Genomic DNA, 24,228 nt, shown 5'->3' on the forward strand with positions numbered 1-24,228 from the left:
AATAAAATCGGAGATCCGGTAGAAACAGAATACGGATATCACATTATCAAGGTGGAATCCCGCAATGAGCCTACGTTTGATAAATTGAAGGACAACGAGAAGGCTGCTTTGAAAAACAAGCTGGCTGGTGAAAGTATTCAAAACTTTACCGAAAAAGATTTGGCCAAACTTAATTTGAAATTCAACCTGCCGAAGGCACCTGCTACGCAAGAGAAAAGCGGCACCACACCGGGCGCTGGCAGCACTGCTACGCCTGAAGGCACTACAGGTGGCACCACTGGTACCAAAGCAGGAACAGCCAAGGACGGAGCTACAACCGAAGGTAAATAACTGAACATGCATAAGGAATTGGGAACAGATGAATACTATGGTCAGATATCACCATAAACACCATGACCGTGACGTTCTTCGTGACCGCTTCCGGGGGAGCGGAAGCGTCTTTCGATACCGTCAGTAGTTTACTAAATTCTTCTTGAGAAAGTGGGGCAACATGTGAAATGAAAGCTACTGGTATAGTTCGCCGTATTGATGATCTGGGGCGGGTAGTTATTCCTAAGGAAATTCGCCGCACCTTGAGAATTCGTGAAGGAGATCCGCTTGAAATTTTTGTGGATCGTGACGGAGAAGTCATTTTGAAAAAGTATTCGCCTATCGGTGAACTTGGTGATTTCGCCAAAGAATACGCTGAGTCCCTGTTTGAAAGCACAGGCCATATTACGATGATTACCGACCGGGACACCATTATTACGGTGGCTGGAGGCTCCAAAAAAGAGTTTCTGGACAAGCCGATCGGCAGCATTATCGAAGGTAGTATGGAGAACCGCAAAACGGTACTGGAAACAGCCAGCGGCTCCTATGAGCTGACCCGAGACCACGAAGAAACACTCTCGTCCTTTGTGGCCGCTCCCATTGTTTCGGGTGGTGATCCTATTGGTTCCGTTGTGCTACTGAACAAGGACGAAAACGTGAAAATGGCCGAAATGGAGATCAAAATGGCTGAAACAGCCGCTGGTTTTCTCGGCAAACAAATGGAACAGTAATCCCCCGTTCCGCCCTGTAGGACGTACTGAATGGCGAAAGCCTTTAGTCGTCTTGCGGGGCTTTTTTTCTTTCCTGACAAAGAGGCGGTATAATAGGACTCGTGAAAGATGCATATTTCAGGTAGGAGTGGAACGGACGATGCAGGAAAATCGCGCCGCTTCGCGGCTGCTGCGGGGTGCTGTCATTTTGACACTGGCGGCGGTTGCAAGCAAGCTGATCGGCACATTGCAAAAAATTCCGCTGCAAAATATCGGCGGTGACGGTGTTTTCGGTATTTATAATACGGTTTATCCTTTTTATACGCTGTTGATTACTATTGCCGCTGCTGGATTTCCGGCAGCGATATCCAAATTTGTAGCTGAGTATGAGGCGGTGGGAAACCGGGCGGCAGGGCAACGAGTAGCCCTGTTGTCCTCGCTTGTATTGGGCATGTTTGGTGTGATTCTGGGCGTGCTGATGTATACGTGCGCACCACTGATCGGACAGTGGATCGACAATGCTCATGTCATTCCCTCGGTGAGGGCGGCGTCCTTTGCCTTTTTGTTCGTGCCGGTTATGGCAGGGCTAAGGGGATATTTTCAGGGTTTGCAAAATATGATCCCGACCGCCGTCTCCCAAGTGACGGAGCAGACGGTACGTGTGGGTGTGATGATCATGCTGCTGCTGCTTATGCTGTCGCAAGGAGCCGGACCCGATATGATCGCTGCCGGGGCTGTTTTTGGTTCTGCGGCTGGCGGGGCAGGGGGTCTGGTCGTCATGTTGCTATTTTGGCGCAACCAGAGGAAGAAGCTCAAAAGGCAAGAGAGGTCCTATGAGCAGGCTTTGCAGACCGCTGGGAAGACAGAACAGATGGGCATACAGGGGACTGCGTCTGAACGTTCTGGCGTCATAAAGAGAACGACGGACGATTTGGCGAGTGACAGTCGTGCTGTCCTATCAGGTATGCTAGAGAGTGCAGCGGGGACAGCGAAGGAGCGGGCTGGAGATGCCCACCGGACGGAGAGCTACGTTGCTTTGCTAAAGGCATTGCTTCGTTATGCCCTGCCTGTTTGCCTGGGAGCGCTGGCGGTTCCGCTGATTAGTTTGGTGGACACGTTTACCGTGCCTCGCTTGTTAAAGCAGGAGGGTTTGGATGATACAGGGGTTATGGTGGCCTTCGGTGTCTATAACCGAGGTCTGCCCCTTGTACAGCTGGTGATGATGTTTGCCACTACGCTGTCGGCATTATTCATTCCGTCGCTGGCGGAAGCCAGGGTAACGGGCGGCACGGAGCTGGCGCGCCGCCAGTGTGAGCAATCGCTGCGCTGGTTCTGGCTGCTGGGACTAGCCGCCGCCACAGGCTTAATTGTGCTGGCGGTGCCCGTCAATGTGATGCTGTACGCGGATGACACCGGTAGCGGAGTCATGCGCTGGATGGCGCTGACTGCCGTAGGCGGCACGCTCAGCATCATCTCGGCCGCGCTGCTGCAAGGGCTGGGGGCAGTTCGCGCCCCAGCCGTGGCGATGCTCGCAGCAGCCGCAGCCAAAGCGCTGCTGAACTGGCTGCTCGTGCCGCAGCTGGGCACGGCTGGCGCAGCCATCGCGGGAGCCGCAGCCTATCTGCTGGCGGCGGCGATCAACATCGCGCTGCTCGCCCGCCTGGCGGGGCTGCGCTGGAGCTGGTCCGCCAGCGTGCTCAAGCCGGCGGCACTGCTTGTCGCCTTGGCTTGCGCAGCTGCGGCGGCGATGTGGGGCACCAGCGCGGCGCTGGGTGCCTTGGGGTGGGCCGCCGGAGGCCGTGCCACGGCGGCGGCGGAAAGCCTGCTGGGCGTAGCCGCAGGCGCCGTGGTGTTCGTGGTCGGCCTCGCACGCTTGAGGCTGATCACGGAGGCGGAGCTTGCGGCGGTGCCCAAGCTCGGACGCCCGCTGGCAGCCGTGCTGCGCAGACTGCGCGTGCTGGCGTAGCCTTGTGGCTATGCCGCTTGCGGTTGCGCGGTGGGGACAGTCGCAGCCATTTTATGAGCCTGTATATACTTTGTGGTATAGTAGTGCCAAAGCAAAGGAAGCGGAAGCAGGCAACGCACCGTACATTTACGGAGTGTGTGCCATGTTTCTGCGGAACGGAGGATTGAACATGAGCGCAATACTAACAGTCGTAGGACTAGGCTCGGGAGACCCGGATCAGCTTACGATAGGGATATTGAATAGAATGCGGGGCGCTTCGGCGCTGTATCTGCGGACGAAGGAGCACCCGGCAGTTCAAGTGCTGGATGAATTTGAAGTGGCCTTCGAGTCGTTTGACACCGTGTATGAGACCAAGGAATCTTTTCCAGAGGTATACGAGGAAATTACCAGTCAGTTGATAGCAGCGGCCGTTAAAGCTGTGGATGGAAGTGAAATCGTCTATGCGGTTCCGGGTCACCCGATGGTTGCGGAGGCGGCGGTGCAATTGCTCAAAGAGCGCTGTCCTGTGCATGATATTCAACTGAACATCCTTGGCGGCGAAAGTTTTCTGGATGAAGCTTTTGTGCGTCTTGGCTTTGACCCGATTGAAGGTTTCCAGTTGTTGGACGCAGGTACGCTGGATACGAACTGGCTTCAGCCTCAGTTGCACACGCTGATCGGACAGGTATATGACACGTTTACTGCTTCGGATGTGAAGCTGTGTTTAATGGAGCGCTATCCTGATGACTATGAGGTCTATGTAGGTCATGCGCTTGGCGTGGAGGGCGAGGAAGTGGTGCATAAAGTGCCACTGTACGAGCTGGATCGGGTGGAGGGCTACGGAAACCTGTCTCTGGTGTACATACCGCGCAGTGAGGATGATGCGCTGAAACGGCGCTCCTTTGACCGTCTGCATGAGATTGTTGATATTTTACGCAGTCCGGAAGGTTGTCCATGGGACCGCGAACAGACGCATCAGTCGATCCGCAAAAATCTGATCGAGGAAACCTATGAAGTCATCGAAACGATAGATGAGGACGACCCTGATCACATGAAGGAAGAGCTGGGCGATCTACTGCTGCAAATTTTGCTGCATGCCCAGATGGAAGAAGAAGTTGGAACCTTCAATGTGTATGATGTGATTCAAGGGCTGAATGAGAAGCTCATTTTCCGCCATCCGCATGTGTTTGGAGACAATCAGGCGAAGGATGCGGAAGAGGCGCTGCAAAACTGGGAACAGATGAAAGCCGAGGAAAAACGGATGAAAGGGACAGCGTCAGCCCAACCTTCCGTACTGGATGGTGTCCCGCGTGATTTGCCTGCTCTCATGAAGTCGTACAAGCTCCAGAAAAAGGCGGCAAAAGTAGGCTTTAACTGGGAGAACATTGAAGGTGTATTCGATAAATTGGACGAAGAAGTGGCTGAGCTGAAGGAAGCGGTCCGCGAGGGACATTCCGTGGAGGCGCAGTTGCTGGAGTTGGGCGACGTGCTATTTGTTGCTGTGAACGCGGCACGTTTTATGGGAGTTGATCCAGAAGAGGCGTTGTCTGCCACCAACCGCAAATTTGTCGACCGATTCCAGTACATTGAGAAAAGATTACGTGAGCAGGGACGAAGTCCCGAGGACAGTAGTGTGGACGAGATGGAGATATACTGGCAGGAAGCGAAAAAAATTCTTGGCGGGTCTTAGGCCGTAAAGGGAGCAAATGCCCGTGTGAAGCGTATCCGTTTGAGGAGACTTGCCAACGGGGAGGCTTTTGTAGTAGGATGTTGGCTTAACTGGGGTCGAATTAAAAAACGACTGCCATTGCAGGATTTTTAAGGCCAAGCCAGAATAACTTGTAGTAATTCTGAAAATAACTGTAGTCTACGGGCAACCGTACACCAGTTGTGTTCAGAGCGGCTTCAGCCGCAGTTTGACCTCACGTCTGTCCCATTTTATGGACATGCCAGCGTGATGATTATTTTTTGAATTTGGGAGGCTTTTAACTTATGAACAAGACAGATCTGATCAACAATATTTCCAGCAAAAGCGGTTTGAGCAAACGTGACGTTGAAGCTGTATTGAATGGCGTACTTGGTGAAATTACAGATGCACTCGCTAGTGGCGACAAAGTGCAACTGATCGGCTTTGGTACTTTTGAAACGCGCAAGCGTTCCAGCCGTACAGGCCGCAATCCACAAACCGGCAACACGATTGAAATTCCAGAATCGACCGTTCCTGCTTTTAAAGCCGGTAATAAGCTTAAAGAAGCCGTCAACTAATGCGTCTTGATAAATTCTTGAAAGTCTCGCGGCTGATTAAGCGGCGTACGGTAGCCAAGGACGTCTCCGAACAAGGGAGAGTCGTGGTGAATGGACGCGAAGCCAAGCCGAGCAGTGCGGTCAAAGTGGGCGATGAAATCACCGTCCAGTTTGGCCAGAAGCTGGTGACTGTGCGAGTGGAACGGCTCGCCGACACTACACGCAAGGACGAGGCTGCAAGTATGTACACTTTAGTGAAGGAAGAGCCCATTGCCAGAGACAATGGTTTGAACTGGTAACTGGAATCTAACTTTCTAATATGCTGTACATTAAAGCATCCCTTCATATTCTCATGAAGGGGTGCTTTTTCTTATGCAGTTTCTTTCGTGCAGTTCTAAATCCTGTTGTCCCCTTCATAAGCTAAGAACAGAAGGAGGGGTACATGCCATGATTGAACAAGGGAAGCCCAAGAACCATGACCTGCGCATGCAAAGCCGAAAGCAGCTCGACATTTCAGGCGTCAGCAATGTGGAGAGCTTCGATAGTGAAGAGTTTCTGCTTCAGACCGATCTGGGCCATCTCACCATTCGCGGACAGCATTTACATATCAAAAACCTCAGTCTGGAAGAGGGGCTGCTGTCTATTGAAGGTCTGATTACTTCCCTCATCTACCTGGAGCCCGGGGCCCCGGCCAAAAACGGAAAAAGCCTATTCGGCAAGCTCTTCAAATGAATCCTCACACACAATGGCTGACGCTGACGTGGATGCTGCTGTCGGGCATAGCTATGGGAGTGGTGTTCGACAGCTACCGGGTGCTGTCCATCCGCTTTCATTTTGCCCGTTGGAGCATTCATACGTTGGACGTGCTGTATTGGGTGGCCTCGGCCCTGTTTATTTTCCGTGTGCTGTACGCGAGTAATCGCGGGGAGCTGCGGTTTTATGTCTTTTTAGGACTACTTTTGGGGGTTTGGCTCTATTTTTGGGCCTTTAGTGTTACAACCCAACGTTTTGTGGTAATGTTATTAAAGATAGTCCGCAGACTGACGTTGATCGTGAACAGCATACTGCGCATCCTGATTGTTCTTCCGGTGTTGGCGCTGTATCGGCTGGTACGCAAGCTGGTCGGATGGACATGGGCACTTATTGTGTTCCTGGGAAGGATGCTGATATATATCCTGATACCGGTTTGGAAGCCCTTCGTTTGGCTGATCGGTCCGCTTAAAGCGCGCTGGAGGACTCCAGAATTGCTTGTAAAGCTCGGCATCAGACTGAAAAACACGGCAAAAAGATGGTTTGGAAGGAGGTAGTATCATGCGTAATTCGTCTGTAGATCGCCATTCATCTCCTACGTCCAAGTCCAACGCGGGCGGGCGCAGGCGAATCATGATTTGGTTGCTATCGCTTGCCGCCTTTGGTAGTTGGGCTATTTTTACCTTTTTTTCTCAAGGTATGATTATGGCTGATCGAAGTGAACAGCTCACCCAGAAGGAAAAACAGAAGCAAGCTGCTACACAAACGGAACAACAGCTCCAAACTGAAGTGAATCGTCTCAAGGATCCCGAGTATATCGGAGAAATTGCCAGAAGTAAGTACGGTCTTTACAAACCGGAAGAGACGCCGATCATCGGGGAGCAGAAATAGGCGCATCATCGGGTCATTGCTTAGTTGACCTTGGTTCCGCCATTTTGTATAATCAAATCACCACAGCGGGATTTTTTTGCAAAAAAATCGGTTGTATATTTTAAGGGAGGATCATTTTATTCTATGGCAATTGAAGTGGGCACCAAGTTAGAGGGCAAAGTGACAGGCATCACGCATTTTGGAGCATTTGTGGATTTGTCTGGAGGTGTCACGGGTCTCGTTCACATCTCGGAAATCGCCGATAACTACGTTAAGGATGTTAACGATCACCTGAAGATTAATGATGTCGTGACGGTGAAAGTCATTAATGTTGACAAAGACGGCAAAATCGGACTTTCCATTAAGCAAACGATTGACAAGCCGGCAAGTGAAGCCCGTCCGCCAAGAGCTCCAAGACCGGAGCGCACAGGAGGACCAGGTGGAGGCGACCGTTTCGGCGGTGGAGGTTCAGGTCCAAGTCAAGGACGCGGTGGTGGTGGCGGTGGTTTCAACCGCGATCGTGGAGGTCGTTCGTTCAAGCCTGCACCGGGTAAACCTTCATTTGAGGATAAAATGTCACGCTTCCTGAAAGATAGTGAGGAACGCATTTCGTCGCTGAAAAAGAACACCGAAGGTAAACGCGGAGGACGCGGCGCGAAGCGTGTTTAATTCACTTTGACAACCGTATCAACCATACACGGAAAACCGTACAGTCGAAAGACTGCTACGGTTTTTTTGCGTTCTGCCGACAATAGCTGAAATATGTAAAGGCTATGGGAGCGAGGGAGATCCATCCGGCCGTAATCTTCCATGCATTTTATGATATTCAAGAATTGTTGAGCAAAAAGCAGAGCCATCAAGCTGAAAAGTGGACGTTTTTTTTGTCGTGTGGACATAATCGTCCGACAAACTCCAACGGTTTTCCGTCTATCTTCTGGGCTAATCGCTAGTCTAAGCGAAGGTGTGGGCGACAGGAAGAGGTCTTGTAAGGAGATGGTGCTCTTAATTACCATACGCTTCCAAGCGGACGTAGCTTGGCATTGGAGCAGATGCTCTGTGCTTTCGCGGAGAACGTTTTTTTGTCGGAAATTTCTTGGAATAAGACGTGAGTTTCTGACAAACTTTCTCAATCGTTCCGGTTTAAGATGGGAACATCAAATTGATGAATGGGGTGCCTGACGCATGATGGAGAAATGGAACGTGGTACATTTTCCAGGGTTGAAATCCAGAAAGTCCAAATCTAAAGAACGTACGGAAGGTTGGTCTTCCAGACTCAAGAAGCGGCTGGATTCACATAAAGCAGTGCAGTGGGTAACGGCGCAAAGATGGATGCTGTTATTGTCTGCTATGGGATTTCTACTGGGACGCGCCACCATTTTGGACGAGCTATCCCCTTTTGCTCTCGCTTATTTTGCAGTCATCATGTTCCTGCGGCGAGATCTGATGCTGCCTGTAGCTGTATCGGTCGTATTGGGCAGTCTGTTTGCCCCTTATCCATCGTTGTTCATGATTGGCGGCGAGCTGCTTGTATTCTATCTCCTGTATCGTGGGCTACGAACCTTTGATCGGCTGGAATTATCTTATGCTCCGCTTATGGTTTTCCTGTCTGTGTTTATGGTCAATTTATTTTACGCGGTGATGGCCCCGTCCTTCACATGGTATGACCTTGTCATTGTGGGAACGGATGCGGTGCTCAGCTTTATGCTGACACTCGTTTTTACGCAGGCCATTCCATTGTTTACGTATCGCAAAAAGACAAGCCAACTCAAAAACGAGGAAATCTTGTGTCTGATTATTTTACTGGCCTCTGTGATGACGGGAGCGGTAGGGTGGACGATTCACTCGCTGTCTGTCGATCATGTGCTATCTCGCTATTTGGTATTAGTATTCGCCTTGGTGGGGGGCGCTTCGCTGGGTGCTTCGGTTGGTGTGATTACCGGTTTAATTTTAAGCTTGGCCAATATGTCTGCGATTGTGCAGATGAGCTTGCTCGCTTTTGCCGGTTTGCTGGCAGGGATGCTGCGTGAAGGGCGAAAAGGTGCAGTGGCGCTCGGGATGTTGCTAGGTTCCTCCATTCTGACGATCTATTTGGACGGGACCGGGGACGTGCTGACATCAACCTGGGAGAGCTGCGCGGCGATTCTATTATTCTTAATGACCCCAAAAAGCTTCTTTAAAGCGGTTTCCACCTATGTTCCTGGTACGCAGGACCACGCCAAATCCCAGCATGAGTATGCCAAAAGGGTCCGTGATCTCACTGCCGAGCGGGTGACGAAATTTTCCCGCGTATTCAGTCAGCTATCCCGTAGCTTTCACCAGATATCTGCGAGTGAGAGTGCGAGATCGGATGGTGAAATTGAGCATTTTATGAACGCTGTGGCAGAGGGGACGTGTGCCTCCTGTTTCAAGTGCGAGCAGTGCTGGGACGGCAAGTTTATGCAGACCCATCAGTATATGACGGAAATGATGAGCGCGATTGAGGAGAATCCGGATTTGGAGCCAGAGCAGATGCCGCCGCAGTGGAGCAAGGCATGCGCCAAGACGGGCGCGGTGTTGCAAGTGATGAAGCAGCAATACAGCCTCTACCAGCATAATATGCAGTGGAAACGCCAAGTATACGACAGTCGTCAGCTTGTTGCTGACCAGCTATCCGGCGTATCACAGATTATGGAGGATTTGGCGCGGGAAATTCAGCGGGAAGGGCAAACCATGCATCGGCAGGAGGAGCAAATACGAGAGGCGCTTGATCGGCTGGGCTTATCCATACAATCTATTGAGATTATTAATCTGGATGCGGGCCAAGTCGAAATTGAGATTGTCCATGCTTATACAAGGGGATTTGACGAATGTCGGAAAATCATTGCTCCACTGCTGTCGGACATATTGGACGAGCATATTGCTGTAATGCGCGAAACGGCGGCAGATCGCCGCCAGGGATTGGCTACGGTCATGTTTGGCTCAGCCAAAACCTATGAAATTGCCACAGGAGTAGCAAGCGCTGCCAAAGGAGGGGATTTTTTCTCAGGGGACAGCTACAGCATGATGGAGCTGGGGAACGGGACCTTTGCGGTCTCTTTGAGCGATGGTATGGGTAACGGAGAGCGGGCGCAGCAAGAGAGCAGCGCGGCACTTCAAATTTTGGAGGAATTACTGCAATCCGGCATGGATGAGAAGCTGGCGATCAAGTCGGTCAACTCTGTTCTGATGCTGAGATCACCCGAGGAAATGTATGCTACGGTCGATATGGCGCTGATTGACCAGTATACGGCCCGGACGACATTCATGAAGATCGGGTCAACGCCGAGCTTTATTAAAAGAGGGGAGGAGGTCATTCCCGTATCTGCCAGTAATTTGCCGATTGGCATTATACAGGATATTGAAATTGATCTGGTGTCGCTTCAATTACAGCCGGGTGATATTTTGATCATGATCACAGATGGTATATACGACTCGCCGGGATATGCGGTAAACAAGGAAATATGGATGAAGCGCATGATTCAGGAAATTGAAAGCGATGACCCGCAGCAGTTGGCCGACTGTCTATTGGAAAGAGTTATTCGTTACCAGCAAAATCAAATCTATGATGACATGACAGTAGTTGTTAGCAAAATAGATCATTTCCGCCCGGAATGGGCCACGCTTCATGTACCGGGTATGAGCTGGATGGAGCGCCCGCGTACGGTTAGCTGAATAGACATTGCCCGGGAAATTCCACATCCTTTTTAAAAATTCGCGCTCTTCGTTTGAATCGTTCCAGATTCGGCAAAGATAGAATCTATCAGGATAGATTACGAGGAAGCGGAGGTCAAAAAGCTATGAAGCAAATTTTGATCATTACAGATGGATGCTCTAATGTGGGTGTCAGCCCGGTCATGGCGGCGGCTCAGGCTTTACAGGAAGGCATTACGGTGAATGTAGCAGGTGTCATAGATTACGGGACGATTGGCGAGCTTGGAAGTACAGAGATTCAGGAAATCGCTAAAGCGGGGGGAGGTTTCAGCCAAATCGTAGGCACGAAGCAGTTGGCACAGACCATGCAGATGATGACCCGTAAAACAGTGGTTCAAACGATTCAGCAGGCGGTTAATAGAGAGTTAACGCATATTTTGGGTGAGGGGGGCGCCCGACATATCGGTGAACTGCCGCCGGCCAAACGGGCCCAGGTGGTTGAGGTGATGGATGAACTGACAGAAACCAGTGCTTTGGAGATTGCTTTGCTTATTGATGCCAGTGCGAGCATGAAGCCCAAGCTGCCTGCTGTAGAAGATAGTATTCGGGATTTGCTGCTCAGTTTACAGTCCAGAAGCGGGCCTAGCCGTATTTCTGTCTTTCATTTTCCTGGGGGACGGATGGGTGAAGATGCGGTAATGGATATGGGCTGGACCTCTGAACTTAGCCAGGTTAAGTCGATATTCGGCCGTTTGCGGATGAAGGGGGCGACGCCAACGGGTCCAGCCATTTTACAAGTGATTGATTATTACCGATATGTTACACTAGGGGAACAGAAAGATATGGAAGAATCCTATGGCAAAGGAGAAGGGATGCTCGGTGACTACGTCGTCTGATCCCGTTCTTGCACCCGGAACGGTCATCAAGGGCAAGTGGAAGCGGAGCAGCTATGTCATTCAGCGTCTGCTGGGCCGTGGGGCGAACGGAACTGTATATTTGGTAAAAGAGGCACAGGCTGATCGACAATTTGCTCTGAAAATGGGGAAGAACACGCTTGATCTGCAATCGGAGATTAACGCGCTGACCACATTGCAGTCGCAGGGAACCCAATCTGCTCTCCAGCAAAACGGACATCCATCCTTTTTGTTCGAGGTAGACGATGTATCCTTGCGTAGCGGTGGGGAAATACCCTTTTATGTCATGCGATACGTCAAGGGAGATCCGCTTCACCGTTTTGTGGCGCTCAAGGGAGCGGAATGGTATGGCGTGGCTGGAACGGGCATACTTAATCGTTTGGCTGATCTACATCAGGCAGGATGGGTATTTGGGGATTTGAAGCCTCAAAATATTTTGGTCAATGCCTATGGAGAAGCCGAGTTGATTGATTATGGCGGGGTGTCCCTTGCGGGACGGAGCGTCAAGCAATTTACAGAATGGTATGACAGGGGATTCTGGAATGCGGGCAGTCGAAATGCCGATTCCCAGTATGATCTGTTTGCCTTCGCCCTTCTAACTATACATATATTGGAGGGCGAATCGCTAAAAGTAGCGGCGGACAGGCTGCCACAGCTGCGTAATACGGCGGAATTAACCATCATCATACGTCGTAGTCGTGTACTACGACCCTATGCCGAATGGCTGATGGGGGCAGTGCGTGGAGAATATCCCGATACCCGTGTGGCGGCTCGCTCCTGGTCGCGTCTGGCTGCTGCGCATGTCAGGCAATCGTCCGTGAAAAGAGGAACTCCGCGCTGGCTGGGATATGCTTTCACTCTCTCACTTTTGCTGCTTGCCGGAGCGCTCTGGATTGCGCTAAGGTAGCAGCAGGACTTACATAAGATAACAGATGATCATCATTTTTCGGTCGGCAGAAAAGAGGGTCGTGAATGGGAACAACAAAACCGACCGGTGTTGTACAGGAAGTGCTCGCCCTCGCGCGGGAACATTCGCTGTGGAGCCCCGGAGACCGCATTGTGGTTGCTGTATCCGGCGGGCCGGATTCGGTGGCCCTTTTGCACATTTTACATGAAATATCCGTTGTACATATGCCTTTGCAGTTGATCTGTGCTCACGTCCATCATGGCTTCAGGCCGGAGGAATCGGATGCGGAGGCGGAAGAGGTACGCCACATGGCCTGGAAACTTGAGGTTCCGTTTGAAATGATTCGCGTTGATGTGCCAGCTTATATGAGGGAGAACGGCAAGGGTCCGCAGGAAGCGGCTCGCGAGCTGCGCTACACCTTTTTGCATGATACGGCTGCAAAGTGGGCGGCACAGCAAATTGCGATGGCTCATCATGGGGATGATCAGGCTGAAACTGTTCTTCTGCACTTGCTGCGTGGTAGTGGCCCGACGGGTTTGGCAGGTATGCGGCTGACACGCAAGGAAAAAAATGTGCAACTCATTCGTCCGTTGCTTCGTATGTACAAGGCTGACCTGATCGAGTTCTGCAAGTATCATGACCTTTCCTATGTAACGGATAGCAGTAATTTATCATCGAAATACCGCCGCAACTCCATTCGTATGGATGTGCTTCCTTTTTTGGGGCAATATAATGAGCAACTGACACCTTCTCTAAATCGGCTGGCTGAAACCATGGCTGACGAAAATGATTTTATGGAGGCATCCACGCTGGCGGTATATGAGGAATTGGTGCACATAGATAACAGCAGGTATATGTTTTCCATCGCTTCCTATCGTAAGCTATCCGTTGCTTTACAACGGAGGTTGATTAAACTAATATTAAATTATCTGCCTTCGGACAGTGATAATTTAGATTTTCGTAAAATTGAGACCGTTCGACTGAGGCTTCTCCAGGAACGACCATCCACGTGGAGTCTGGACTTGGGTGGCGGTGCAACTGGAGTCCGCGAATATGACCAAGCGGTTTTGTTTGACCGTACGCAAGGCGTTATGGGCGAATGGTGCTATGGACTGGACGTATTGCCTATTTCCGGTGAGCTTGAATTGCCTGAGGCGGGGGGGATACTTCGGTGGCGAAGAGTTTCCTATTCGGCTGGACAAAATCCGGCGAATGAGGAGGAAGCGTGCTTCGACGCAGATGAATTGGTCCTGCCGTTGACAGTACGCTCGCGATTACCTGGAGATACCATGTATGTAATGGGATTAAACGGAAGAAAAAAGGTTAAAGATATTTTCATTGATGAAAAAATACCTCCTTCGCTGCGTCCCGTTATTCCCGTCGTCTGCGACCGTTCCGGGACTATTCTCTGGATTCCGGGCGTGCGGCGTTCTGTACATGCCGCGGTGCGAAAGCACACCTCTTCGGTTATATACATGTCATGGCAAAAACAGGAGAGTCCAGAGCATCGGTAATTACGCAGGAACGGCTTTCATAGTATAAACTTAGGAGGTTTACACCGTTGCAAAATGATATTCAGGAAGTATTGATCAGCGAAGAAGAGCTTCAAAGTAAAATCAAGGAATTAGCAGCACAGCTCAGCGCAAAGTATGAAGGTAAGAATCCGTTAGTAATTTGTGTGCTGAAAGGTGCGTTTATCTTTATGGCGGATTTGGTTAAATCCATTACAGTACCGTTGGAGATTGATTTTATGGCTGTATCCAGTTATGGAGTATCCACCAAATCATCAGGCGTTGTGAAAATTATTAAGGATTTGGATGCTTCGGTTGAAGGGCGTGACGTTCTGATTGTCGAAGATATTATCGACAGCGGTCTGACACTGACTCATTTGATTGAATTGCTTAAGAATCGTAATGCCAATTCGGTATGTGTCGTAACCCTGTTTGACAAACCTGCCCGCCGGACGGTTAATCTTGAAGCTGATTATACCGGTTTTACTCTTCCGGATGCGTTTGTTGTGGGTTATGGTCTGGATTATGCCGAGCACTACCGGAACCTCCCATACATAGGGATTTTGAAGCCGGAAATCTACACCAGCTAATCTCAGCCTCCAGTCCTAGGACTAAATAGCGTCCTTTGTTGAGAAGGGCTTACAGGCTATGGTAAAATAACTTAAGTGTTTCGAGAGGAGGTAGGGGATGAATCGGTTCATCCGGAATTCTGGTTTTTATTTGATTCTTTTTTTAGTTGTGGTGGGTATCGTTCAATTTGTCAGCAACAGTAACGAAGCCTCCGATCTCCCTAGATATGACCAATTACGGCAAGAGGTTAAAGCTAATAATATCTCTAAAGTAACGGTCCAATTTGACGGTTACGCCTATCTTGTAACCGGTGCATATAAGAAGCAGCCGGCTAATGCCAAATCCACCAATTTTTCTGTATATGTTCCGCCAACGGACTCTGCATTAACCGAACTGGTTAATGCTAGTGAAACGAACGGATTTGAATACGTACAGAAGAAAATGGAAGGCGAAAGCATTTGGCTGACATTCTTGACTTCTATTGTTCCTTTGGTGATCATGTTCCTGCTGTTCTTCTTCCTGTTTAATCAGGCACAGGGCGGTGGCGGCAAAGTTATGAACTTCGGCAAGAGCAAAGCCCGTCTTTATAACGAAGAAAAGAAGAAAGTTACCTTCGAAGACGTGGCAGGAGCCGACGAAGAGAAGCAAGAGCTTGTTGAAGTCGTAGAATTCTTGAAGGATCCGCGTAAGTTCGCAGCTGTGGGCGCCCGTATTCCAAAAGGTGTCCTGTTAGTAGGCCCTCCGGGTACTGGTAAAACACTCTTGGCGAGAGCTGTTGCAGGCGAAGCCGGAGTACCGTTTTTCAGCATTTCGGGTTCTGATTTCGTAGAAATGTTCGTCGGTGTCGGCGCTTCCCGTGTACGGGATTTGTTCGAAAACGCGAAAAAGAACGCACCATGTATCATTTTCATTGATGAAATTGATGCTGTCGGACGTCAACGTGGCGCCGGATTGGGTGGCGGACATGATGAACGTGAGCAGACGCTCAACCAATTGCTCGTTGAGATGGATGGATTCGGAGCGAACGAAGGTATTATTATCGTAGCCGCAACGAACCGTCCAGATATTCTGGATCCGGCATTGCTTCGTCCAGGACGTTTTGACCGTCAAATTACAGTTGATCGCCCAGACGTTAAAGGCCGCGAAGCTGTATTGTTTGTACATGCACGCAACAAGCCATTAACTAAAGATGTTAAAATGGATGTTATTGCGAAGCGTACAACAGGCTTTACAGGCGCTGATCTGGAAAACCTGTTGAATGAAGCTGCCTTGCTCGCGGCTCGTCGTAACCGCAAAGATATTTCGATGCGAGAAGTGGATGAAGCGATCGACCGTGTTATTGTAGGTACAGAAAAACGCAGCCGCGTAATCAGTGACCGCGAGAAACGGATTGTAGCTTATCACGAAGCAGGCCATACGATTATTGGCTTCTTCCTGGAAAATGCCGACATGGTTCACAAGGTAACGATTATTCCACGTGGACGCGCAGGCGGATATGTCATCATGCTTCCGAAGGAAGATCGCATGCTGACAACCAAGCAGGAATTACTGGACAAAATCACTGGTTTGCTGGGTGGACGCGTATCCGAGGAACTGTTTATTGGTGAAATCGGAACAGGTGCCTATAGTGACTTCCAACAAGCAACAAGCATCGCACGCAGCATGATCGTGGAATACGGTATGAGTGAGAAGCTCGGTCCAATGCAGTTCGGTACTTCGCAAGGCCAGGTATTCCTTGGACGGGATATCGGTCATGAGCAGAACTACAGTGATCAGATCGCTTATCAGATTGACCAGGAGATGAACCGTTTCATCACCGAGTCTTATGAGCGTGCCAGAGAACTCCTGACCAAATATTCCAAAGAGGTTCATTTGATCGCCCAAACCTTGCTGGTTGAAGAAACTCTGGAACTTGAGCAAATTAAACGTTTGATCGAGACAGGTTCTTTGGACGGCAGCACGAATGAGGGAGAAGGTACACCGGAAAATGGTGAGCCTGTGATCGACAACATCGGAGACGTTCGAGTACGTATTCAAGGCAAGGATGATGAGCCAAAGAATACAACGGATCAACCGAATGATATTCCTAATCTGCAAAAGCCAGAGGACGGTAATAATTCGGGCAACTCTGGTGGCACTCCACCGACAACAACCTAACCATCGGGTTGATAGTTGAATAAGCGTATATGAAAGCTCCGGGGAACCAGTAACGATTGGTTTTCCGGAGCTTTTTAAATACTGGAGAAATAGCTGAGGCGATTTGACAGACGAAGGAACGTTGTGTACATTTATTGTTAAATAAACGGCTGTTCGTGTTCTTAGCTTATACAAGCTGTCAGCCGCTGTAATGGGCTTTCAATCTTTTTGAACATATACCATGAGCGCATACTGTACAATCTATGGTGTGCGCTATTCTTCTGTGAAACAGGTGAAGCCATGATTCCAAGATATCTGATTGATTTTGATGTAGCGGAATTACCCAAATTCGAAGCCGACGTGATGATTATCGGCTCCGGCATTGCGGGCTTATATACGGCCATTAAGGCTGCGGAGAATCGGCGGGTGTTGCTAATTACCAAGAAGGCATTGTTAGAAAGCAACACCAAGTATGCACAAGGCGGTATCGCCGCTGTCACTTCGGATGAGGATGCACCAGCATATCATATTCAAGATACCCTGGTTGCAGGTGCAGGTCTGTGTGAGCCGGAAGCGGTCAGGGCACTTGTTCATGAGGGGCCAAGCGGTGTACAGGAATTAATACGTTTGGGGACGGCCTTTGACCGGGAGAATGGCAAGCTTGCGCTGACACAGGAAGGCGCACATAGCCATCGGCGCATCTTGCATGCAAATGGGGATGCCACTGGCGATGAAATTGTTCGTGCATTGTCAGAGAAGGTCACTGATCATCCCGCTATTGAGGTGTGGGACGAGCACATGGTCATCGATCTGCTGACTGAGCATGGCGAGTGCATCGGCGCACTGGTGCAAAAGCCGAATGGCGAACGATTATATGTCACTGCGAATGCAACCGTTTTATGCTCCGGGGGCGGGGGGCAATTATTTCGGTATACGACCAACCCGGATATCGCAACCGGGGACGGGGTTGCTATGGCATATCGCGCCGGGGCAGCTGTGCGGGATATGGAATTTATACAGTTTCACCCGACAGCGTTATGTCATCCGGGTGCTCCAAGATTTCTGATTTCCGAAGCCGTACGGGGTGAAGGGGCTGTGCTGCGCAATATTCAGGGAGAGCGATTTATGGAGCAGTATGATTCCCGACAGGAACTGGCACCAAGGGATATTGTAGCTCGTGCCATCGTTCATGAGATGGAACGTACGCAGGCTGCGTTTGTATATCTGGATATTACACATGAGCCTTCTGAACGGATCAAGCAACGGTTTCCAACCATTTATCGGACATGCCTTTCCTATGGACTGGATATAACGGCGGACTGGATTCCTATAGCGCCCGCTGCACATTATATGATGGGCGGCGTTCAGACCAATTTGCATGGAGAAAGCACCCTTGCACGCCTGTTCGCTTGTGGTGAGGTGTCTTCCACAGGTGTACACGGGGCTAATCGTTTGGCGAGTAATTCGTTATCTGAGGCGGTCGTATTTGGCAGCAGGATTGTCGAACGGTTACATTCTTTACCGCCGCTGACCGGTCATACACTGATATCCTATAATGACAACCGCGTGGACTCTCTGGCTTCGTCTATCATAGAGCAGCAGCTCAAGCTGCAAGAAACAATGGTTCACTATGCTGGAGTGCGTCGGAATGGGGAGGGGCTGCAAGCAGCACTGGATCAGCTACGGAGGCAGATGTCCGTTTTCAGCGTTGTCCTGACCAGCCGGGAAGAGATTGAGTTTGCCAATTTGCTCACCTGTGGCTTGCTGGTCACGGATGGGGCGCTGATGCGCGAGGAAAGCAGGGGAGCACATTATCGTGACGATTTCCCTACAGCATACGATAGCGTATGGCGCAAGCATGTCCAGCAGCGACGTGAGCAAGGGATAACGGAGGAGTGCATTCATGACATCTAACAGCGAGCATTACGGTGAGTTTAGCGGGTATCAGGAAGAACTGACAGCACAAATTCGCAGCTGGCTGCGAGAAGATACAGGATCGGGTGATGTGACCACGCGCTGGACCATCGAGCCGAATCATCAATCCAAAGCGGTAATCCATGCCAAGGAATCCGGTGTTGCTGCGGGCTTGCCCGTGGCAGAACTCGTATTTCGGGTCGTAGACCCCACACTGTCCTTTACTCCACTCGTGACCGATGGGCAATGGATCGAGCAAGGGGCCGTTCTGGCAGAAGTGACAGGGAGTACCCATGCGATTCTGACTGGAGAACGTTTGGCTCTAAACCTGATTCAGCGGATGTCCGGTATTGCGACGCGAACCAAATCTTTTGTGGACCAGCTTCATGGACTTTCGACGCGCTTGGTGGATACACGAAAAACAACACCGGGGCATCGGCTGCTTGAAAAATACGCTGTTCGTGTGGGTGGCGGTTCCAATCATCGGTTTGGCTTGTACGATGCCGTTATGATAAAGGATAATCATATCAAGGGTGCCGGTGGGATCATGCAGGCAGTGACCCGGGCACGTACTCATATTCCGCATACGATGACGATTGAAGTAGAGACGGAAAACATGGAACAGGTTCAGGAAGCGCTGAATGCCGGAGCGGATATTATTATGCTGGATAACATGTCCGTTCAGGATATGAAGGAAGCAGTTTGTTTTATTCGGGAACAGGCTCCACATGTCAAAACGGAAGCTTCAGGCAATGTATCACTGGATACGGTGCGAGTGATGGCTGAGAGCGGCGTAGATGTGATTTCTGTAGGCAGGCTGACGTACTCTTTTCATAATCTGGATATCAGCCTTGACCTTAACGCAAAGAAAGATAGGTGACACCGATTGATTCTTGTAGTGGATGTGGGCAATACCAATATTGTGCTGGGGATGTATCAGGGGCGTGAGCTGCTGCATCATTACCGGATTAGCACCTCCAGACAGGCAACCGCAGATGAATACGGCGTGCTCATACATAATCTTTTTAGTATGGGCGGTGTATTTAAGGATGATATTGAAGGGGTCATTATCTCCTCAGTTGTTCCACCGCTGGTTCATGTGTTGGAGGAAATGTGCGACAAATACATAGGCAGAACGCCCCTAATCGTCGGACCGGGAATCAAGACCGGTCTTAATCTGCGTTATGAAAATCCGCGTGAAGTAGGGGCTGACCGGATCGTGAACGCGGTTGCTGCTGTCGAGCGGTATGGCGGTCCTCTGGTTGTGGTCGATTTTGGAACAGCGACGACGTTTGATTGTATTGATGACAAGGGAGACTACTTGGGTGGGGTCATTGTGCCGGGTATCGGGATATCGACGGAGGCGTTGTATCAACGGGCTTCCAAGCTGCCTCGCATTGAGCTGGAGAAACCCAAGAAGGTCATCGGCCGCAATACGGTTCATGCTATGCAGGCGGGGATCATTTTCGGTTATGCAGGGCAAGTGGACGGTATTGTGGAGCGCATCAAGGAGGAAATGCAGGCAGAGCCTACGGTTATTGCTACCGGAGGTCTTGCCGAGTTAATTGCATCGGAGACACGGAGTATTCAGAAAGTGTCGCCAATGTTGACGCTGGAAGGCTTGCGTATCATTTACCAACGTAACGCTGAATAAAAAATGGATATAAGCTGCCGCCGAGGCCAGCCGGAGATGAAACCGGTTTGGATTGGCGGCGTTTTTCGTCTATACTGAAATATGTTACGTTTTTGAACGATTCGCGTGATCTGTCGATGCAGGTTGTTTATATAGCAGGAATCATGCTTTAGTTATGCGGAAAAAAACATACACTAACGGAAATAACAGCATATAGCTGCTCTGAGAATAGGGGAGGAAATCAATATGGAAAAGAAACAGGATCGACTTATTCGTGGTACAGCTATGGATGGAAGGGTCAGAGCCTTTGCGGTTCGGACAACAGAACTGGTGGAGGAGCTGCGGAGAAGACATGATACGTATCCTACTGCCACCGCTGCTTTGGGACGAACGCTTACAGCGGGTGCCATTATGGGCTCTATGTTAAAAGGTAAAGAGCGGCTGACCATTCAAGTTAAAGGTGACGGTCCAATCGGACAAATCGTCGTTGATGCCAACGCTGTAGGTGAGGTGCGGGGCTATGTATCCGAGCCACATGTACATTTGCCGAGCAACAGTATGGGCAAACTGGACGTAGCAGGTGCTGTCGGGACAGAGGGCTTTATTCATATCATCAAGGATCTGGGATTAAAGGAACCGTATCGTGGCAGTACCCCGATTATTTCCGGCGAGCTGGGTGAAGATTTTACTTACTATTTTGCCAAATCGGAGCAGACACCCTCGGCGGTGGGCTTGGGCGTGCTGGTGGATACCGATAATTCGGTAATCGTGGCGGGCGGATTTATTATTCAGTTGCTTCCGGGCTTGAATGATGATGAGATTACGGCCATCGAAAATGCAGTCGGCTCTATTCCGCCAGTTACAGCTCTGTTGGATCAGGGCTTGGAGCTTGATGAAATGCTGCGCTGGATGCTGCCTGACGTTCGGATTCTCGACGAAATGGATATTCATTTTCAATGTGAATGCTCGCGAGAGCGTGTGGAAAAAACATTAATCAGCTTGGGAGAAAGCGAATTGGAGCAGCTGATTGAGGAAGAGGGACAGGCGGAGGTCGTGTGCCACTTCTGTAATGAGGCTTATCAATTTAATAAAGACGAATTGCAAAATCTGTTAGATCAAGCCAAAGCCTAACCGGATGGGCGGTGCGAGCGATGAGTACACGGGAGAAAGGATTATGGACGGCAGTCATTATCCTGACCGTCAGTGTCGCCGCCTTGGGTGGCTTTATCATGCTTCGCGGGCTGTTAAAGCCGGGTGATGTAACCAAGGACGACGGCGACCATGCTGTGGCGGAGATGGGTCAGGAAGGCATATCGGAGGAACAGTGGATTGCAGAGCTGAAAAAACGCTATGGAGCCACTACACTATTGCAAATGTTAAACCGCAAAGTTGTGGAGGCTGAGGCTGGGCGTCTCGGTATCAAGGTTACTCAAGAGGATTTGCAGCAGGTGCTGGAGCAGGATAGTAAAGGGTATGCCTCGGATCGCGCCTATTTTGATGAAATGCAGCAACAGTTCGGATTAAATCCGGATGATTTGCGGAATGAGGCGGAATACCGGATTGGGTTGGAGAAAATAGCCACACAGGGTATTCAAGTTCAGGAAGCTGAGATTGACGAGTACTGGAAGCAACATCCCGAGGAATTTGCAGTCGGCAAGCAGATCAAGCTGGCAGCCTTATACGTGACACAGGCGGAGCAAGCTGAAGTGTTACTGGAACGGGTCAAGCAGGGAGAGAGCTTCGATACACTGCTTCAAGAGCATTCCAGTCATCTTTCCGGCAAAGACAAAAGCGGACAGGTGGGATGGGTGGATGAGTATGATCCTTTTCAGCCGCAAGAGATTATGGAGGCAGCGAGAGAGCTAAGTTCCGGTGATGTTGCTGGTCCCATCGCTGTTAACGAGGGTTATGCCGTTATTTTTGTACAGGATATCCGCCTGGAAGCTCCCACGAACGAACAACAGATTCGACAGCAAATTCGCCGCTCGCTCGCACTCGCTCAAGCTGCCCCTCTGGAAGAGGTAGAGAAAAGTCTGCGTGATAAATACGGGGTACGTATTTTGCCTGGAAAAGATATGCCCTCCATTTCTCTATAAACAGAGTGAGCGGTTTTGGGTTTGAAGGAAGCGCGATGCTGGAAATCAGAGCTGGAGGCATCGTGTTTTTTATGGCTCGTATTGACAATGGATTTGAAGGTTGTTATGATTATCATGGAAAACCTACCTTTTTTATCGGAAATTAAAATCAGGATTGATTAACAATGTGATTCTGCAAAAAATAATATAACATTCAATGTCAGGGAGGAACTTATCATGGCTAAAGTCGTCAATAACGTTACCGAACTTATCGGGGAGACCCCTCTCGTCCGTCTTAACCGGATCGTACCGGAAGATAGCGCAGAAATTTATTTGAAACTGGAATACCAGAACCCGGGGTCCAGTGTAAAAGACCGCATCGCGATTAGTATGGTGGAAGAGGCTGAGCGTGAAGGACTGCTCAAACCAGGTGGTACGATTATTGAAGCTACCAGCGGTAATACAGGAATCGGCTTGGCTATGGTTGCAGCTGCAAAGGGCTACAAGGCAGTAATCGTTATGCCAGAAACAATGAGCTTGGAGCGTCGCAACCTGCTACGCGCTTACGGAGCAGAGCTTGTGCTGACACCTGGATCGGAGGGTATGAACGGCTCTGTTAAGAAAATGGAAGAGCTGCTGAGTGAGAATCCGGAGTATTTTGCTGCGGAGCAGTTCAAGAACAAAGCCAACATCAAGATTCACCGTGAAACGACAGGCCCTGAGATCGTTGAAGCGATCCGCTCCATCGGTGGTAGCCTGGACGGTTTTGTAGCCGGGATTGGTACAGGTGGTACTATTTCTGGTGCAGGGGAAGTCCTTAAGAAAGAATTCCCTGAAATCAAAATCGTAGCTGTAGAGCCCGCTGCTTCTCCAATCTTGGCTGGTGGCAAGCCAGGACCCCACAAAATTCAGGGAATTGGTGCCAACTTCATTCCTGAAATTTTGAACCGTGACATCTATGATGAAATTATTCATGTAGAAAACGATGAAGCTTTTGAAGTGGCGCGTACAGTAGCCAAGGAAGAGGGCATCTTGTCGGGGATTTCCTCCGGTGCGGCAGTTCATGCGGCTTTGAAGCTGGCTAAAGAATTAGGCAAAGGCAAGCGTATTGTTGTCATCATTCCAAGTAATGGTGAACGTTACCTGAGTACGCCACTGTATAATTTCGAGCTGTAATTACGTCGTAATTGTGTATACTATATTATATGTAAGGAGTCCCTCATTTCCCTGTTCTCAGGGGGGTGGGGGATTCTTTTTAAAAATAGCTTATAGACTTTGCGCAAAGTAGGGGAAGGGGAAGCACACACGCATGAAATCAACAGCTAGAGTAACGGAGGCACAGTGGCAGGCCTGGCTGAAGGAAGGATGGAGTATACTCCCATATATTGCTGAGTGTCAATTACCTGCTGACGGTTTACCGTTATCATGGCAGAGGGCATGGGAGGATTCGTCACCCTATGCCTTTGTACTGGAGAGCGCTAAAGGCGGGAGATACACCTATTTGGGCTTAAATCCGGTTGCTATATTGGAAGGTAAAGGGGAACAGGCAGTCTGGACCGATCTAAAAAGCGGCAAGCGTGATCTCATACACGGTCAGCCCCTGACCGTCATGAAGGACTGGATCGCTCCCTACCGTGCGCCGCGCGTACCGGGCATCCCTTTTTTCACTGGGGGCTTTGCCGGTTATCTCGGCTACGATGTAGCTCGCTCACTGGAGCGTCTACCGATACAGGCAGCAGACGATACAGGCATACCGGACTATGTATGGATGCAAGTGAACGAGCTATGGATCTATGACCATGAGGAAGGCCGTATTTATTGCACTGTTCATACGCCCGCACCTGTTCACCTGGATGCCGACAGTAGTGATACCGCCATTATCGATGAAGTCGCTTTGGATCAGCAGAAAGCCGTGCTTTCCCAATATTACACAGAAGCTGTCCAGCGTACAGAACGTATGCTGACCCAGTGGGAAAGCATCATACAAGCCGGAGCATCTGACCCTGCTTATATTCGCCGTTGCGCAAGGCTTGCCGAAGAAGAGCTGCTCGTTGCTCATCATGAAGCAGAA

At 50.1% G+C, this 24,228-nt stretch carries 22 protein-coding genes and 1 pseudogene; all 23 read left to right on the plus strand.

Annotated features, from left to right (window positions below; genetic code table 11):
- Window positions 1-330: peptidylprolyl isomerase (locus C1I60_RS25355; protein ID WP_434784377.1), on the plus strand; the 330-nt coding region annotated here is incomplete at its 5' end.
- A gap of 167 nt (window positions 331-497) precedes the next feature.
- Window positions 498-1,040: a stage V sporulation protein T gene (gene spoVT, locus C1I60_RS07055; protein ID WP_137061100.1), complete on the plus strand. Its 543-nt coding sequence runs from the start codon at window positions 498-500 to the stop codon at window positions 1,038-1,040.
- Between the two features lie 139 nt (window positions 1,041-1,179).
- A complete protein-coding gene (locus C1I60_RS07060; protein ID WP_137061101.1) occupies window positions 1,180-2,985 on the plus strand; it encodes a polysaccharide biosynthesis protein in 1,806 nt (601 codons plus the stop codon).
- 169 nt (window positions 2,986-3,154) lie between these two features.
- Complete coding sequence (gene yabN / locus C1I60_RS07065; RefSeq protein WP_137061135.1) at window positions 3,155-4,654, plus strand: bifunctional methyltransferase/pyrophosphohydrolase YabN; 1,500 nt, start codon at window positions 3,155-3,157, stop codon at window positions 4,652-4,654.
- A 302-nt stretch (window positions 4,655-4,956) separates the two neighbouring features.
- Entirely contained in the window at window positions 4,957-5,229 is a 273-nt protein-coding gene (locus C1I60_RS07070; RefSeq protein ID WP_007428028.1) for an HU family DNA-binding protein, read from the plus strand.
- Window positions 5,229-5,507 carry an RNA-binding S4 domain-containing protein gene (locus C1I60_RS07075; RefSeq protein ID WP_014599342.1) on the plus strand — a complete coding sequence of 93 codons (279 nt, stop codon included), beginning with the start codon at window positions 5,229-5,231 and terminating at the stop codon, window positions 5,505-5,507. The genes C1I60_RS07070 and C1I60_RS07075 overlap by 1 nt, the downstream gene beginning before the upstream one ends.
- Before the next feature lie 148 nt (window positions 5,508-5,655).
- Window positions 5,656-5,940, plus strand: a complete 285-nt coding sequence (gene yabP, locus C1I60_RS07080; RefSeq protein ID WP_137061102.1) for a sporulation protein YabP — start codon at window positions 5,656-5,658, stop codon at window positions 5,938-5,940.
- Entirely contained in the window at window positions 5,937-6,515 is a 579-nt protein-coding gene (gene yabQ, locus C1I60_RS07085) for a spore cortex biosynthesis protein YabQ (protein WP_137061103.1), read from the plus strand. The genes yabP and yabQ overlap by 4 nt, the downstream gene beginning before the upstream one ends.
- 4 nt (window positions 6,516-6,519) lie before the next feature.
- Complete coding sequence (locus C1I60_RS07090; RefSeq protein WP_044646042.1) at window positions 6,520-6,849, plus strand: FtsB family cell division protein; 330 nt, start codon at window positions 6,520-6,522, stop codon at window positions 6,847-6,849.
- 123 nt (window positions 6,850-6,972) lie between these two features.
- Window positions 6,973-7,497 carry a S1 domain-containing RNA-binding protein gene (locus C1I60_RS07095; protein ID WP_014279051.1) on the plus strand — a complete coding sequence of 175 codons (525 nt, stop codon included), beginning with the start codon at window positions 6,973-6,975 and terminating at the stop codon, window positions 7,495-7,497.
- A gap of 513 nt (window positions 7,498-8,010) precedes the next feature.
- Window positions 8,011-10,518: a stage II sporulation protein E gene (gene spoIIE, locus C1I60_RS07100; protein ID WP_137061104.1), complete on the plus strand. Its 2,508-nt coding sequence runs from the start codon at window positions 8,011-8,013 to the stop codon at window positions 10,516-10,518.
- A gap of 125 nt (window positions 10,519-10,643) precedes the next feature.
- Window positions 10,644-11,393 carry a vWA domain-containing protein gene (locus tag C1I60_RS07105; RefSeq protein ID WP_134911730.1) on the plus strand — a complete coding sequence of 250 codons (750 nt, stop codon included), beginning with the start codon at window positions 10,644-10,646 and terminating at the stop codon, window positions 11,391-11,393.
- On the plus strand, window positions 11,377-12,318 hold the full coding sequence (locus C1I60_RS07110) for a protein kinase domain-containing protein (protein WP_137061136.1): 942 nt from the start codon (window positions 11,377-11,379) through the stop codon (window positions 12,316-12,318). Before C1I60_RS07105 ends, C1I60_RS07110 begins: the two co-directional genes overlap by 17 nt.
- A 65-nt stretch (window positions 12,319-12,383) precedes the next feature.
- Window positions 12,384-13,832, plus strand: a complete 1,449-nt coding sequence (gene tilS, locus C1I60_RS07115; RefSeq protein ID WP_137061105.1) for a tRNA lysidine(34) synthetase TilS — start codon at window positions 12,384-12,386, stop codon at window positions 13,830-13,832.
- A 47-nt stretch (window positions 13,833-13,879) separates the two neighbouring features.
- Complete coding sequence (gene hpt / locus C1I60_RS07120) at window positions 13,880-14,419, plus strand: hypoxanthine phosphoribosyltransferase (RefSeq protein ID WP_137061106.1); 540 nt, start codon at window positions 13,880-13,882, stop codon at window positions 14,417-14,419.
- 97 nt (window positions 14,420-14,516) lie between these two features.
- Window positions 14,517-16,556, plus strand: a complete 2,040-nt coding sequence (gene ftsH, locus C1I60_RS07125) for an ATP-dependent zinc metalloprotease FtsH (protein WP_137061107.1) — start codon at window positions 14,517-14,519, stop codon at window positions 16,554-16,556.
- A 279-nt stretch (window positions 16,557-16,835) separates the two neighbouring features.
- Window positions 16,836-18,449, plus strand: a complete 1,614-nt coding sequence (gene nadB, locus C1I60_RS07130) for an L-aspartate oxidase (protein ID WP_137061108.1) — start codon at window positions 16,836-16,838, stop codon at window positions 18,447-18,449.
- Window positions 18,439-19,329 carry a carboxylating nicotinate-nucleotide diphosphorylase gene (gene nadC, locus C1I60_RS07135; RefSeq protein ID WP_137061109.1) on the plus strand — a complete coding sequence of 297 codons (891 nt, stop codon included), beginning with the start codon at window positions 18,439-18,441 and terminating at the stop codon, window positions 19,327-19,329. The genes nadB and nadC overlap by 11 nt, the downstream gene beginning before the upstream one ends.
- A gap of 6 nt (window positions 19,330-19,335) precedes the next feature.
- Entirely contained in the window at window positions 19,336-20,103 is a 768-nt protein-coding gene (locus C1I60_RS07140) for a type III pantothenate kinase (protein WP_137061110.1), read from the plus strand.
- Window positions 20,104-20,328: 225 nt separating this feature from the next.
- Entirely contained in the window at window positions 20,329-21,213 is an 885-nt protein-coding gene (gene hslO, locus C1I60_RS07145; RefSeq protein WP_137061111.1) for an Hsp33 family molecular chaperone HslO, read from the plus strand.
- Between the two features lie 20 nt (window positions 21,214-21,233).
- Window positions 21,234-22,178: a peptidyl-prolyl cis-trans isomerase gene (locus tag C1I60_RS07150; RefSeq protein WP_137061112.1), complete on the plus strand. Its 945-nt coding sequence runs from the start codon at window positions 21,234-21,236 to the stop codon at window positions 22,176-22,178.
- Between the two features lie 216 nt (window positions 22,179-22,394).
- Window positions 22,395-23,333: a cysteine synthase A gene (cysK, locus tag C1I60_RS07155; RefSeq protein ID WP_137061113.1), complete on the plus strand. Its 939-nt coding sequence runs from the start codon at window positions 22,395-22,397 to the stop codon at window positions 23,331-23,333.
- Window positions 23,334-23,466: 133 nt separating this feature from the next.
- A pseudogene (locus C1I60_RS25360) lies at window positions 23,467-24,228 on the plus strand (anthranilate synthase component I family protein); the annotation flags it as partial.

Source organism: Paenibacillus terrae (assembly GCF_005217525.1).
In the GTDB taxonomy this organism is placed as follows: Bacteria; Bacillota; Bacilli; order Paenibacillales; family Paenibacillaceae; genus Paenibacillus; species Paenibacillus terrae_C.

Coding starts and splice junctions, on each gene's coding strand:
- spoVT (WP_137061100.1), top strand. CDS start 498: ATGAAAGCTACTGGTATAGTTCGCCGTATTGATGATCTGGGGCGGGTA.
- C1I60_RS07060 (WP_137061101.1), top strand. CDS start 1,180: ATGCAGGAAAATCGCGCCGCTTCGCGGCTGCTGCGGGGTGCTGTCATT.
- yabN (WP_137061135.1), top strand. CDS start 3,155: ATGAGCGCAATACTAACAGTCGTAGGACTAGGCTCGGGAGACCCGGAT.
- C1I60_RS07070 (WP_007428028.1), top strand. CDS start 4,957: ATGAACAAGACAGATCTGATCAACAATATTTCCAGCAAAAGCGGTTTG.
- C1I60_RS07075 (WP_014599342.1), top strand. CDS start 5,229: ATGCGTCTTGATAAATTCTTGAAAGTCTCGCGGCTGATTAAGCGGCGT.
- yabP (WP_137061102.1), top strand. CDS start 5,656: ATGATTGAACAAGGGAAGCCCAAGAACCATGACCTGCGCATGCAAAGC.
- yabQ (WP_137061103.1), top strand. CDS start 5,937: ATGAATCCTCACACACAATGGCTGACGCTGACGTGGATGCTGCTGTCG.
- C1I60_RS07090 (WP_044646042.1), top strand. CDS start 6,520: ATGCGTAATTCGTCTGTAGATCGCCATTCATCTCCTACGTCCAAGTCC.
- C1I60_RS07095 (WP_014279051.1), top strand. CDS start 6,973: ATGGCAATTGAAGTGGGCACCAAGTTAGAGGGCAAAGTGACAGGCATC.
- spoIIE (WP_137061104.1), top strand. CDS start 8,011: ATGATGGAGAAATGGAACGTGGTACATTTTCCAGGGTTGAAATCCAGA.
- C1I60_RS07105 (WP_134911730.1), top strand. CDS start 10,644: ATGAAGCAAATTTTGATCATTACAGATGGATGCTCTAATGTGGGTGTC.
- tilS (WP_137061105.1), top strand. CDS start 12,384: ATGGGAACAACAAAACCGACCGGTGTTGTACAGGAAGTGCTCGCCCTC.
- ftsH (WP_137061107.1), top strand. CDS start 14,517: ATGAATCGGTTCATCCGGAATTCTGGTTTTTATTTGATTCTTTTTTTA.
- nadB (WP_137061108.1), top strand. CDS start 16,836: ATGATTCCAAGATATCTGATTGATTTTGATGTAGCGGAATTACCCAAA.
- nadC (WP_137061109.1), top strand. CDS start 18,439: ATGACATCTAACAGCGAGCATTACGGTGAGTTTAGCGGGTATCAGGAA.
- hslO (WP_137061111.1), top strand. CDS start 20,329: ATGGAAAAGAAACAGGATCGACTTATTCGTGGTACAGCTATGGATGGA.
- C1I60_RS07150 (WP_137061112.1), top strand. CDS start 21,234: ATGAGTACACGGGAGAAAGGATTATGGACGGCAGTCATTATCCTGACC.
- cysK (WP_137061113.1), top strand. CDS start 22,395: ATGGCTAAAGTCGTCAATAACGTTACCGAACTTATCGGGGAGACCCCT.